This is a genomic window from Bacillus salipaludis, assembly GCF_030938565.1.
GTDB lineage: Bacteria > Bacillota > Bacilli > Bacillales > Cytobacillaceae > Neobacillus > Neobacillus salipaludis_A.
In genome coordinates, this window is record NZ_JAVGVR010000001.1 from 6153394 (window position 1) to 6167483 (window position 14090).

Consider the following 14090-nt stretch of genomic DNA (forward strand, 5'->3'; position numbering starts at 1 on the left):
AAAACTAGATAATACAGAAGAAGTTTTAGTAAAAACGAGTTCACCTTAAGACTATGGTTAAGTCCTCGATCTATTAGTATCAGTCAGCTCCACATGTCGCCATGCTTCCACCTCTGACCTATCAACCTGATCATCTTTCAGGGATCTTACTAGCTTGACGCTATGGGAAATCTCATCTTGAGGGGGGCTTCATGCTTAGATGCTTTCAGCACTTATCCCGTCCGCACATAGCTACCCAGCGATGCCTTTGGCAAGACAACTGGTACACCAGCGGTGCGTCCATCCCGGTCCTCTCGTACTAAGGACAGCTCCTCTCAAATTTCCTGCGCCCACGACGGATAGGGACCGAACTGTCTCACGACGTTCTGAACCCAGCTCGCGTACCGCTTTAATGGGCGAACAGCCCAACCCTTGGGACCGACTACAGCCCCAGGATGCGATGAGCCGACATCGAGGTGCCAAACCTCCCCGTCGATGTGGACTCTTGGGGGAGATAAGCCTGTTATCCCCAGGGTAGCTTTTATCCGTTGAGCGATGGCCCTTCCATGCGGAACCACCGGATCACTAAGCCCGACTTTCGTCCCTGCTCGACTTGTAGGTCTCGCAGTCAAGCTCCCTTATGCCTTTACACTCTGCGAATGATTTCCAACCATTCTGAGGGAACCTTTGGGCGCCTCCGTTACTCTTTAGGAGGCGACCGCCCCAGTCAAACTGCCCACCTGACACTGTCTCCCACCCCGATAAGGGGTGCGGGTTAGAATTTCAATACAGCCAGGGTAGTATCCCACCGACGCCTCCACCGAAGCTAGCGCTCCGGCTTCTACGGCTCCTACCTATCCTGTACAAGCTGTACCAAAATTCAATATCAGGCTACAGTAAAGCTCCATGGGGTCTTTCCGTCCTGTCGCGGGTAACCTGCATCTTCACAGGTACTATAATTTCACCGAGTCTCTCGTTGAGACAGTGCCCAGATCGTTACGCCTTTCGTGCGGGTCGGAACTTACCCGACAAGGAATTTCGCTACCTTAGGACCGTTATAGTTACGGCCGCCGTTTACTGGGGCTTCGATTCAGAGCTTCGCTTGCGCTAACCCCTCCTCTTAACCTTCCAGCACCGGGCAGGCGTCAGCCCCTATACTTCGCCTTGCGGCTTCGCAGAGACCTGTGTTTTTGCTAAACAGTCGCCTGGGCCTATTCACTGCGGCTCTTCGAGGCTATTCACCTCAAAGAGCACCCCTTCTCCCGAAGTTACGGGGTCATTTTGCCGAGTTCCTTAACGAGAGTTCTCTCGCTCACCTTAGGATTCTCTCCTCGCCTACCTGTGTCGGTTTGCGGTACGGGCACCTTTTATCTCGCTAGAGGCTTTTCTTGGCAGTGTGGAATCAGGAACTTCGGTACTAAATTTCCCTCGCCGTCACAGCTCAGCCTTTATGAGAAGCGGATTTTCCTACTTCTCAGCCTAACTGCTTGGACGCGCATATCCAATAGCGCGCTTACCCTATCCTCCTGCGTCCCCCCATCACTCAAACGATAAAGAGGTGGTACAGGAATATCAACCTGTTGTCCATCGCCTACGCCTTTCGGCCTCGGCTTAGGTCCCGACTAACCCTGAGCGGACGAGCCTTCCTCAGGAAACCTTAGGCATTCGGTGGATGAGATTCTCACTCATCTTTCGCTACTCATACCGGCATTCTCACTTCTAAGCGCTCCACCAGTCCTTACGGTCTAGCTTCAACGCCCTTAGAACGCTCTCCTACCGCGGACACCTAATGGTGTCCACCCACAGCTTCGGTGATACGTTTAGCCCCGGTACATTTTCGGCGCAGAGTCACTCGACCAGTGAGCTATTACGCACTCTTTAAATGGTGGCTGCTTCTAAGCCAACATCCTGGTTGTCTAAGCAACTCCACATCCTTTTCCACTTAACGTATACTTTGGGACCTTAGCTGGTGGTCTGGGCTGTTTCCCTTTTGACTACGGATCTTATCACTCGCAGTCTGACTCCCACGGATAAGTCATTGGCATTCGGAGTTTGTCTGAATTCGGTAACCCGATGAGGGCCCCTAGTCCAAACAGTGCTCTACCTCCAAGACTCTTACTTCGTGAGGCTAGCCCTAAAGCTATTTCGGAGAGAACCAGCTATCTCCAAGTTCGATTGGAATTTCTCCGCTACCCACACCTCATCCCCGCACTTTTCAACGTGCGTGGGTTCGGGCCTCCATCCAGTGTTACCTGGACTTCACCCTGGACATGGGTAGATCACCTGGTTTCGGGTCTACGACCACATACTAAATTCGCCCTATTCAGACTCGCTTTCGCTGCGGCTCCGTCTCATCAACTTAACCTTGCATGTAATCGTAACTCGCCGGTTCATTCTACAAAAGGCACGCCATCACCCATAAAACGGGCTCTGACTACTTGTAGGCACACGGTTTCAGGAACTATTTCACTCCCCTTCCGGGGTGCTTTTCACCTTTCCCTCACGGTACTGGTTCACTATCGGTCACTAGGGAGTATTTAGCCTTGGGAGATGGTCCTCCCTGCTTCCGACCGGATTTCACGTGTCCGGCCGTACTCAGGATCCACTCAGGAGGGAACGAAGTTTCAACTACAGGGTTTTTACCTTCTATGACGGACCTTTCCAGATCGCTTCATCTACCCCGTTCCTTTGTAACTCCATGTTGAGTGTCCTACAACCCCGAAAGGCAAGCCTTTCGGTTTGGGCTGTTCCCGTTTCGCTCGCCGCTACTCAGGGAATCGCGTTTGCTTTCTCTTCCTCCGGGTACTTAGATGTTTCAGTTCCCCGGGTCTGCCTTCATTATCCTATGTATTCAGATAAAGATACTGCTCCATTACGAACAGTGGGTTCCCCCATTCGGAAATCTCCGGATCAAAGCTTACTTACAGCTCCCCGAAGCATATCGGTGTTAGTCCCGTCCTTCATCGGCTCCTAGTGCCAAGGCATTCACCGTGCGCCCTTTCTAACTTAACCTAAAAGGTTTTACTCTAAAATTAGAGAGAAAAACTAAAATGGCGATTACTCGGTTTTTACTTGGTTACTTCTTCTTACGATTATCTAGTTTTCAAGGAACGTGGCTACTGATTTCAATCACATCATGATTAAACATCAGAGCGTTACTTCATGCTGCCATGCGACGAGCTGAGGGATAACTTCCTCGAACTACTGCGGCGCAGGAGCAATGTTTTTTTTGAGAGAAAATTGCACTCTCAAAACTAAACAAACAAGAAACGGTCAACATCTTATCAGTCCATAAGGACTGCATTATCCTTAGAAAGGAGGTGATCCAGCCGCACCTTCCGATACGGCTACCTTGTTACGACTTCACCCCAATCATCTGTCCCACCTTAGGCGGCTGGCTCCTTACGGTTACCCCACCGACTTCGGGTGTTACAAACTCTCGTGGTGTGACGGGCGGTGTGTACAAGGCCCGGGAACGTATTCACCGCGGCATGCTGATCCGCGATTACTAGCGATTCCGGCTTCATGTAGGCGAGTTGCAGCCTACAATCCGAACTGAGAATGGTTTTATGGGATTGGCTAAACCTCGCGGTTTCGCAGCCCTTTGTACCATCCATTGTAGCACGTGTGTAGCCCAGGTCATAAGGGGCATGATGATTTGACGTCATCCCCACCTTCCTCCGGTTTGTCACCGGCAGTCACCTTAGAGTGCCCAACTAAATGCTGGCAACTAAGATCAAGGGTTGCGCTCGTTGCGGGACTTAACCCAACATCTCACGACACGAGCTGACGACAACCATGCACCACCTGTCACTCTGTCCCCCGAAGGGGAAAGTCCTATCTCTAGGAGTGTCAGAGGATGTCAAGACCTGGTAAGGTTCTTCGCGTTGCTTCGAATTAAACCACATGCTCCACCGCTTGTGCGGGCCCCCGTCAATTCCTTTGAGTTTCAGCCTTGCGGCCGTACTCCCCAGGCGGAGTGCTTAATGCGTTAGCTGCAGCACTAAAGGGCGGAAACCCTCTAACACTTAGCACTCATCGTTTACGGCGTGGACTACCAGGGTATCTAATCCTGTTTGCTCCCCACGCTTTCGCGCCTCAGCGTCAGTTACAGACCAGAAAGCCGCCTTCGCCACTGGTGTTCCTCCACATCTCTACGCATTTCACCGCTACACGTGGAATTCCGCTTTCCTCTTCTGCACTCAAGTCCCCAGTTTCCAATGACCCTCCACGGTTGAGCCGTGGGCTTTCACATCAGACTTAAAGGACCGCCTGCGCGCGCTTTACGCCCAATAATTCCGGACAACGCTTGCCACCTACGTATTACCGCGGCTGCTGGCACGTAGTTAGCCGTGGCTTTCTGGTTAGGTACCGTCAAGGTACCGGCAGTTACTCCGATACTTGTTCTTCCCTAACAACAGAGCTTTACGACCCGAAGGCCTTCATCGCTCACGCGGCGTTGCTCCGTCAGACTTTCGTCCATTGCGGAAGATTCCCTACTGCTGCCTCCCGTAGGAGTCTGGGCCGTGTCTCAGTCCCAGTGTGGCCGATCACCCTCTCAGGTCGGCTACGCATCGTCGCCTTGGTGAGCCGTTACCTCACCAACTAGCTAATGCGCCGCGGGCCCATCTGTAAGTGTCAGCCGAAACCGACTTTCAGCTTTTCCTCATGAGAGGAAAAGGATTATCCGGTATTAGCTCCGGTTTCCCGAAGTTATCCCAGTCTTACAGGCAGGTTGCCCACGTGTTACTCACCCGTCCGCCGCTAACCAACAGGAGCAAGCTCCTATTGATTCGCTCGACTTGCATGTATTAGGCACGCCGCCAGCGTTCGTCCTGAGCCAGGATCAAACTCTCCAAGAAAGTTGATATAGCTCATTTGTTACGTTGGCTCATGTTCTCTATATAATAGAAGAAACACGATTATTATTGTTTGTTGACGTTTTTGTTTGTTTAGTTTTCAAAGAACAATCTTTTTTTAAAAGCGACAAAATCTATCTTACCACTTTTCAAAAACAATGTCAATTATTTTTTTAAAAAAAATCTCGAAAGATCTTATTAATTGACTTCCCTTTTTTGAGGAACTTTCTTATATTAACACCCTCGGTGTTTTAATGCAAGAGAAAGTTTTTAATTCTTAAAGGGATTTAAAAAGACTAAGAAGAAACTTCCTGTCTTTCGCCTGGCAACGTCCTACTCTCACAGGGGGACAGCCCCCAACTACCATCGGCGCTGAGAAGCTTAACTTCCGTGTTCGGTATGGGAACGGGTGTGACCTTCTCGCCATTATTGCCAGACTATTTTGTTTGAGGTATCATTCCCTCAAAACTAGATAATACAGAAGAAGTTTTAGTAAAAACGAGTTCACCTTAAGACTATGGTTAAGTCCTCGATCTATTAGTATCAGTCAGCTCCACATGTCGCCATGCTTCCACCTCTGACCTATCAACCTGATCATCTTTCAGGGATCTTACTAGCTTGACGCTATGGGAAATCTCATCTTGAGGGGGGCTTCATGCTTAGATGCTTTCAGCACTTATCCCGTCCGCACATAGCTACCCAGCGATGCCTTTGGCAAGACAACTGGTACACCAGCGGTGCGTCCATCCCGGTCCTCTCGTACTAAGGACAGCTCCTCTCAAATTTCCTGCGCCCACGACGGATAGGGACCGAACTGTCTCACGACGTTCTGAACCCAGCTCGCGTACCGCTTTAATGGGCGAACAGCCCAACCCTTGGGACCGACTACAGCCCCAGGATGCGATGAGCCGACATCGAGGTGCCAAACCTCCCCGTCGATGTGGACTCTTGGGGGAGATAAGCCTGTTATCCCCAGGGTAGCTTTTATCCGTTGAGCGATGGCCCTTCCATGCGGAACCACCGGATCACTAAGCCCGACTTTCGTCCCTGCTCGACTTGTAGGTCTCGCAGTCAAGCTCCCTTATGCCTTTACACTCTGCGAATGATTTCCAACCATTCTGAGGGAACCTTTGGGCGCCTCCGTTACTCTTTAGGAGGCGACCGCCCCAGTCAAACTGCCCACCTGACACTGTCTCCCACCCCGATAAGGGGTGCGGGTTAGAATTTCAATACAGCCAGGGTAGTATCCCACCGACGCCTCCACCGAAGCTAGCGCTCCGGCTTCTACGGCTCCTACCTATCCTGTACAAGCTGTACCAAAATTCAATATCAGGCTACAGTAAAGCTCCATGGGGTCTTTCCGTCCTGTCGCGGGTAACCTGCATCTTCACAGGTACTATAATTTCACCGAGTCTCTCGTTGAGACAGTGCCCAGATCGTTACGCCTTTCGTGCGGGTCGGAACTTACCCGACAAGGAATTTCGCTACCTTAGGACCGTTATAGTTACGGCCGCCGTTTACTGGGGCTTCGATTCAGAGCTTCGCTTGCGCTAACCCCTCCTCTTAACCTTCCAGCACCGGGCAGGCGTCAGCCCCTATACTTCGCCTTGCGGCTTCGCAGAGACCTGTGTTTTTGCTAAACAGTCGCCTGGGCCTATTCACTGCGGCTCTTCGAGGCTATTCACCTCAAAGAGCACCCCTTCTCCCGAAGTTACGGGGTCATTTTGCCGAGTTCCTTAACGAGAGTTCTCTCGCTCACCTTAGGATTCTCTCCTCGCCTACCTGTGTCGGTTTGCGGTACGGGCACCTTTTATCTCGCTAGAGGCTTTTCTTGGCAGTGTGGAATCAGGAACTTCGGTACTAAATTTCCCTCGCCGTCACAGCTCAGCCTTCACGAGAAGCGGATTTTCCTACTTCTCAGCCTAACTGCTTGGACGCGCATATCCAATAGCGCGCTTACCCTATCCTCCTGCGTCCCCCCATCACTCAAACGATAAAGAGGTGGTACAGGAATATCAACCTGTTGTCCATCGCCTACGCCTTTCGGCCTCGGCTTAGGTCCCGACTAACCCTGAGCGGACGAGCCTTCCTCAGGAAACCTTAGGCATTCGGTGGATGAGATTCTCACTCATCTTTCGCTACTCATACCGGCATTCTCACTTCTAAGCGCTCCACCAGTCCTTACGGTCCAGCTTCAACGCCCTTAGAACGCTCTCCTACCGCGGACACCTAATGGTGTCCACCCACAGCTTCGGTGATACGTTTAGCCCCGGTACATTTTCGGCGCAGAGTCACTCGACCAGTGAGCTATTACGCACTCTTTAAATGGTGGCTGCTTCTAAGCCAACATCCTGGTTGTCTAAGCAACTCCACATCCTTTTCCACTTAACGTATACTTTGGGACCTTAGCTGGTGGTCTGGGCTGTTTCCCTTTTGACTACGGATCTTATCACTCGCAGTCTGACTCCCACGGATAAGTCATTGGCATTCGGAGTTTGTCTGAATTCGGTAACCCGATGAGGGCCCCTAGTCCAAACAGTGCTCTACCTCCAAGACTCTTACTTCGTGAGGCTAGCCCTAAAGCTATTTCGGAGAGAACCAGCTATCTCCAAGTTCGATTGGAATTTCTCCGCTACCCACACCTCATCCCCGCACTTTTCAACGTGCGTGGGTTCGGGCCTCCATCCAGTGTTACCTGGACTTCACCCTGGACATGGGTAGATCACCTGGTTTCGGGTCTACGACCACATACTCAAACGCCCTATTCAGACTCGCTTTCGCTGCGGCTCCGTCTCATCAACTTAACCTTGCATGTAATCGTAACTCGCCGGTTCATTCTACAAAAGGCACGCCATCACCCATAAACGGGCTCTGACTACTTGTAGGCACACGGTTTCAGGAACTATTTCACTCCCCTTCCGGGGTGCTTTTCACCTTTCCCTCACGGTACTGGTTCACTATCGGTCACTAGGGAGTATTTAGCCTTGGGAGATGGTCCTCCCTGCTTCCGACCGGATTTCACGTGTCCGGCCGTACTCAGGATCCACTCAGGAGGGAACGAAGTTTCAACTACAGGGTTTTTACCTTCTATGACGGACCTTTCCAGATCGCTTCATCTACCCCGTTCCTTTGTAACTCCATGTTGAGTGTCCTACAACCCCGAAAGGCAAGCCTTTCGGTTTGGGCTGTTCCCGTTTCGCTCGCCGCTACTCAGGGAATCGCGTTTGCTTTCTCTTCCTCCGGGTACTTAGATGTTTCAGTTCCCCGGGTCTGCCTTCATTATCCTATGTATTCAGATAAAGATACTGCTCCATTACGAACAGTGGGTTCCCCCATTCGGAAATCTCCGGATCAAAGCTTACTTACAGCTCCCCGAAGCATATCGGTGTTAGTCCCGTCCTTCATCGGCTCCTAGTGCCAAGGCATTCACCGTGCGCCCTTTCTAACTTAACCTAAAAGGTTTTACTCTAAAATTAGAGAGAAAAACTAAAATGGCGATTACTCGGTTTTTACTTGGTTACTTCTTCTTACGATTATCTAGTTTTCAAAGAACAATGTTTTGAGAGAAAATTGCACTCTCAAAACTAAACAAACAAGAAACGATCAACATCTTATCAGTCCATAAGGACTGCATTATCCTTAGAAAGGAGGTGATCCAGCCGCACCTTCCGATACGGCTACCTTGTTACGACTTCACCCCAATCATCTGTCCCACCTTAGGCGGCTGGCTCCTTACGGTTACCCCACCGACTTCGGGTGTTACAAACTCTCGTGGTGTGACGGGCGGTGTGTACAAGGCCCGGGAACGTATTCACCGCGGCATGCTGATCCGCGATTACTAGCGATTCCGGCTTCATGTAGGCGAGTTGCAGCCTACAATCCGAACTGAGAATGGTTTTATGGGATTGGCTAAACCTCGCGGTTTCGCAGCCCTTTGTACCATCCATTGTAGCACGTGTGTAGCCCAGGTCATAAGGGGCATGATGATTTGACGTCATCCCCACCTTCCTCCGGTTTGTCACCGGCAGTCACCTTAGAGTGCCCAACTGAATGCTGGCAACTAAGATCAAGGGTTGCGCTCGTTGCGGGACTTAACCCAACATCTCACGACACGAGCTGACGACAACCATGCACCACCTGTCACTCTGTCCCCCGAAGGGGAAAGTCCTATCTCTAGGAGTGTCAGAGGATGTCAAGACCTGGTAAGGTTCTTCGCGTTGCTTCGAATTAAACCACATGCTCCACCGCTTGTGCGGGCCCCCGTCAATTCCTTTGAGTTTCAGCCTTGCGGCCGTACTCCCCAGGCGGAGTGCTTAATGCGTTAGCTGCAGCACTAAAGGGCGGAAACCCTCTAACACTTAGCACTCATCGTTTACGGCGTGGACTACCAGGGTATCTAATCCTGTTTGCTCCCCACGCTTTCGCGCCTCAGCGTCAGTTACAGACCAGAAAGCCGCCTTCGCCACTGGTGTTCCTCCACATCTCTACGCATTTCACCGCTACACGTGGAATTCCGCTTTCCTCTTCTGCACTCAAGTCCCCAGTTTCCAATGACCCTCCACGGTTGAGCCGTGGGCTTTCACATCAGACTTAAAGGACCGCCTGCGCGCGCTTTACGCCCAATAATTCCGGACAACGCTTGCCACCTACGTATTACCGCGGCTGCTGGCACGTAGTTAGCCGTGGCTTTCTGGTTAGGTACCGTCAAGGTACCGGCAGTTACTCCGATACTTGTTCTTCCCTAACAACAGAGCTTTACGACCCGAAGGCCTTCATCGCTCACGCGGCGTTGCTCCGTCAGACTTTCGTCCATTGCGGAAGATTCCCTACTGCTGCCTCCCGTAGGAGTCTGGGCCGTGTCTCAGTCCCAGTGTGGCCGATCACCCTCTCAGGTCGGCTACGCATCGTCGCCTTGGTGAGCCGTTACCTCACCAACTAGCTAATGCGCCGCGGGCCCATCTGTAAGTGTCAGCCGAAACCGACTTTCAGCTTTTCCTCATGAGAGGAAAAGGATTATCCGGTATTAGCTCCGGTTTCCCGAAGTTATCCCAGTCTTACAGGCAGGTTGCCCACGTGTTACTCACCCGTCCGCCGCTAACCAACAGGAGCAAGCTCCTATTGATTCGCTCGACTTGCATGTATTAGGCACGCCGCCAGCGTTCGTCCTGAGCCAGGATCAAACTCTCCAAGAAAGTTGATATAGCTCATTTGTTACGTTGGCTCATGTTCTTTATATAATAGAAGAAACATGATTATTATTGTTTGTTGACGTTTTTGTTTGTTTAGTTTTCAAAGAGCATTTTTTTCGAGAAGGTTTATAGTATACCATCTCACCCATAAAGCGTCAATTACTTTTCTAAGAAAAATTTCTTAAAAAAGCAACATAAACTATGATAACAGAAACATTTAATTAATTCAACTGTTTTTTTGAAGTTTAATATTTTCTGTTAGTGACAAGAAGTAATATTACTAGATTAATTCACTTATGTCAACAGTTTAAAAATAACTTATCCCCCTTCTTAAGAAACTGCTATGATGGATAATAGGATTGAGGTAGGTATAAGGACAAAGGAAAAAAGTAGGATTTACTTTCCACTTTCCTATCTTAAAATACATAATGGAGGTAAGATACCATGTTTAAAAAAGCTATCATTCTTGTTGTGCTCTCATCCATTTTAGTAGCATTACTATTCGTTAAAGTTCACACAGCCAATCCAGTTAACAATTCAATTTCTAAAGGTAATGGTTCCTCTCAGTACATTACAAAGGAATACAAGATTACCAATATTAAAGGGAATAACTACTACGGAAAAGGCGATAACGGGACAGGGATTCGTTTTTCTTCTAAAAACATCGTTTCGGGTGAAAAGATAAAAGTTCATGATGAGGTCATATGTTATTTTGAAAAGGATAATTTGGGAAAGGGCATCGTAAAAGTCGAGAAGAAATAATTTTACCAGATGCCCCCTTGAATCAGACCTGGATGTGTCATCGATCAATAACTTATTACACAAACTTAATGATAGAAAGGGAAATTCGTTTGAAGGAATTTATTATTTGTTATACTTTTGATCATGAGATTATCACTGAAAGAGTGGTTAAATAGATGAAAGGATATTTTTCTAATAAACAAATAGAAGAATACCTTTTATTTTTTTGCCCATTTATCACTTCGTTCCAAATTCTCAATAACTTTATCTTTATCATTCCTATTTCCTCAATTGGGCTTTTTGCATTAAGTGCCTTCAAAAATCACCACTTTCAGATTATTCAACTATTTCCGACATATTATCGCAATATAAATGCCACGTTGGTAATCTAATTAACATCTCTCTGTTCTTTGTTTCAGAAAATTTCATGTTACGATTATGAAAACTTAGCAACCAAAGAAAACGGAGGGTAAAAGAATGCTTAAAAAAATTATATCATTGATAGCAGTTGCTGTACTCTCAGTAACTGTAAGTGCTAATGTGTCAGCTGCAACCATTACTGTACAAAAAGGGGATACCCTTTGGGATCTATCACGCGTACATAATACATCAGTAGAAAATATTCAAATGTTAAACCATCTTACTACCGATCTTATTTATCCTGGAGATAAACTAGCCATTGCACCAGAGAAACATTATATAGTTAAACAAGATGACACATTATGGGATATCGCCACGGAGCATCATACATCGGTTTCGTTAATTAAAGAATGGAACCATTTAAATACCGATCTCATCCATCCTGGATTAAATCTATTAATCTTTGATGGCATAAATACGAATAATACTGCTGTAACAGGAAAAACAATGGACCTTGCTTTACAAGATTCTAAGGAAAATGCACCTGTATTTAAAACTGAATCAACACAAAAGGAAAGTGTACCTGCAGTAAAAGTAGCACCAGCACCAAAGGAAAGCGCACCTGCAGTAAAAGCTGCACCTGAACCAAAAGAAAGCGCACCTGCGGTACAAGCTGAAACAAAAAGTGATTCAAGTTCTAAAGAAATTACAGTGAAAGCTACAGCTTATACAGCCTCATGTGAGGGATGTTCCGGCATTACGGCAACTGGAATGAACATTAAAGCAAATCCAAATCAAAAGGTCATCGCCGTTGACCCATCGGTTATCCCACTTGGTAGTAAAGTGTATGTAGAAGGCTATGGGGAAGCGATCGCCGGAGATACTGGCGGAGCGATTAAAGGAAATCGAATTGATGTCTTTATCCCTTCTGAACACGATGCAATCAATTTTGGGGTAAAACACCTAAAGGTAACCATATTAAACTAAAACATATTAAACAACTTATCTATAGTATACCCATTATTATGCAAAACACTGCAACTCTTTTATGTACCAAGGGTTGCAGTGTTTTTTTATTTACCTAAAATAATCTAGCAAAGATTCGAGTATCTACGTCCGCCGCATATAGGCGCGGACCGTGATTGGTGCAAAGATTGCTAAAATTACCGCAGCTCCAATAAGAGATATTGTAAAATCCCAACCAATTTTTCCATTGTTGGCAAGATTACGGACGGCAGTTACAAGATGTGAGATTGGATTCATTTTCACAAACCATTGGAGCCAGTCTGGCATAGTCTTAACCGGCACAAAAGCATTAGAAAGAAACGTAAGCGGGAACAGGGCGAGCATTGATATCCCCTGAACACTTGAAGCAGTACGTGCAATCACACCGAAAAAGGCAAATATCCAGCTGATGGCCCAGGAACATACAATGACAAGCACCCCTGCAATGAAAACGTTACCCAATCCACCATCCGGACGATAACCCATGATATACCCCATGGTAAAAGTAAGTACGGTCGCAATGGTATACCGGATTGTATCTGCCAACAACGCTCCCGCCAGCGGAGCAATCCGCGCAATCGGAAGTGACTTGAACCGGTCAAATACGCCTTTATCCATATCCTCACGCAGCTGGACCCCAGTAACAATGGAAGTCGTAATCACGGTCTGCACAAGGATGCCGGGTATGATAACGGGCAAATAGCTCTTCACATTTCCTGAGATGGCCCCTCCAAAGATGTAAGTAAACATAAGAGTAAAAATGATTGGCTGGAGTGTGACGTCAAATAATTGCTCGGGTGTTCGCCGAATCTTCAATAGACCACGATAGGCCATTGTAAAAGTATTTCGCACGGTCTGACCCAAACTGGTATAGTTTTTTAACTGGCGATCGGCAAAAGGCTTAGTGGATGTATTCATACTCCTACCTCCCTTACCTCATTGAAATTTTCAGGCGTACTATTCGCATCATGCCCTGTAATCGTCAAAAAGACCTCATCAAGAGTCGGTTTCTGCACACTCAATTCCGCCAGCTGGATTCCCGCCTTGCGAAGAGCGATCAGGAGATCCGTGACCCGGTCGGCATCCGTCATCGGAGCAATAATCTTTCCGCCTTCCGACGACACATTGGACTTGGCCTTTAGCACATGTTCAACGGTTTGACGGGCATTCTCGCTGTCCAGTGGATTTTGAATTCTAAGATGCAACGAAGTTTTTCCAACTGATGCCTTCAACTCATCCACGGTGCCCTCCGCGACAACGATGCCGCGATCGATCACCGCAATCCTGTCAGCCAGTTCATCAGCTTCTTGCAAGTACTGTGTTGTTAAAAGGACTGTTGAGCCAGTACGCACCAATCGGCGGATGGTATCCCACATTTGATTTCGCGTGCGAGGATCAAGCCCTGTAGTTGGTTCGTCTAAAAAGATAAGCGGCGGTTGTGCAATAAGACTTGCCGCAAGATCCAGCCGGCGACGCATACCGCCTGAGAAATTTTTCAACGGACGCTTCGCTGCTTCCGTTAATCCAAATTCCTCAAGTAACTCCGCTGCCTTCCGCTTGGACTCTGCCCTTCCCAACCCGAGCAGCCGGGAGAAAATAACCAAATTCTCGGTTGCACTAAGCGACTCGTCAACCGAGGCATACTGACCTGTAACCCCAATCAATTGACGTACGATTTGGGACTCCTTCACTACATCATGACCAAAGATGCGTGCCGAACCTGCATCAGGTCGAAGCAAGGTTGCCAACATTCTAATTGTAGTGGTTTTACCTGCCCCATTCGGACCAAGCAGGCCATAAATCGTACCTGCACGCACATTTAGATTTACGCCGTCAACAGCACGATTTTCACCAAAATTTTTAAATAGCCCTTGAGCCTCAACAGCCCAATCCCCATTGTTTGGCATTTTCCTGTATATAGGTTCCATATGCATTCCTCCTCTTTCACTGCATACAT

4 protein-coding genes and 5 rRNA genes are annotated in these 14090 nt (G+C 48.2%); 2 read left to right on the forward strand and 7 right to left on the reverse strand.

From position 1 onward, the window contains the following. Window positions 1–53: 53 nt before the first annotated feature. The 5 genes from RCG21_RS30555 to RCG21_RS30575 form a co-directional block, all read right to left on the reverse strand. Window positions 54–2991 (reverse strand): 23S ribosomal RNA (locus RCG21_RS30555). Between the two features lie 301 nt (window positions 2992–3292). Continuing rightward, a 16S ribosomal RNA gene (locus RCG21_RS30560) occupies window positions 3293–4841 on the reverse strand. 317 nt (window positions 4842–5158) lie between these two features. Beyond that, window positions 5159–5275: ribosomal RNA gene (gene rrf, locus RCG21_RS30565) — 5S ribosomal RNA — on the reverse strand. 80 nt (window positions 5276–5355) lie between these two features. Continuing rightward, window positions 5356–8291 (reverse strand): 23S ribosomal RNA (locus tag RCG21_RS30570). A 190-nt stretch (window positions 8292–8481) separates the two neighbouring features. Next, window positions 8482–10030, reverse strand: a 16S ribosomal RNA gene (locus RCG21_RS30575). The 16S, 23S and 5S rRNA genes sit together here, the layout of an rRNA operon. Window positions 10031–10471: 441 nt before the next feature. On the opposite strand from RCG21_RS30575, the gene RCG21_RS30580 reads away from it, so the two are divergent. Then, window positions 10472–10789, forward strand: coding sequence for a hypothetical protein (locus tag RCG21_RS30580; RefSeq protein WP_133340015.1), 318 nt, complete (start codon window positions 10472–10474; stop codon window positions 10787–10789). A gap of 456 nt (window positions 10790–11245) precedes the next feature. Continuing rightward, the gene (locus tag RCG21_RS30585; protein ID WP_133340013.1) at window positions 11246–12115 is read left to right on the forward strand and encodes a 3D domain-containing protein; all 870 of its coding nucleotides are present in this window, start codon (window positions 11246–11248) and stop codon (window positions 12113–12115) included. Between the two features lie 123 nt (window positions 12116–12238). Here the strand turns inward: RCG21_RS30585 and RCG21_RS30590 are convergent, their stop codons facing one another. Then, complete coding sequence (locus RCG21_RS30590) at window positions 12239–13051, reverse strand: ABC transporter permease (protein WP_133340011.1); 813 nt, start codon at window positions 13049–13051, stop codon at window positions 12239–12241. Beyond that, complete coding sequence (locus RCG21_RS30595) at window positions 13048–14061, reverse strand: ATP-binding cassette domain-containing protein (protein ID WP_133340009.1); 1014 nt, start codon at window positions 14059–14061, stop codon at window positions 13048–13050. Before RCG21_RS30595 ends, RCG21_RS30590 begins: the two co-directional genes overlap by 4 nt. Between the last annotated feature and the right edge of the window lie 29 nt (window positions 14062–14090).

Excerpts from the sequence above, each read along its gene's own strand:
- RCG21_RS30580 (WP_133340015.1), top strand. The coding sequence starts at position 10,472 with ATGTTTAAAAAAGCTATCATTCTTGTTGTGCTCTCATCCATTTTAGTA.
- RCG21_RS30585 (WP_133340013.1), top strand. The coding sequence starts at position 11,246 with ATGCTTAAAAAAATTATATCATTGATAGCAGTTGCTGTACTCTCAGTA.
- RCG21_RS30590 (WP_133340011.1), bottom strand. The coding sequence starts at position 13,051 with ATGAATACATCCACTAAGCCTTTTGCCGATCGCCAGTTAAAAAACTAT.
- RCG21_RS30595 (WP_133340009.1), bottom strand. The coding sequence starts at position 14,061 with ATGGAACCTATATACAGGAAAATGCCAAACAATGGGGATTGGGCTGTT.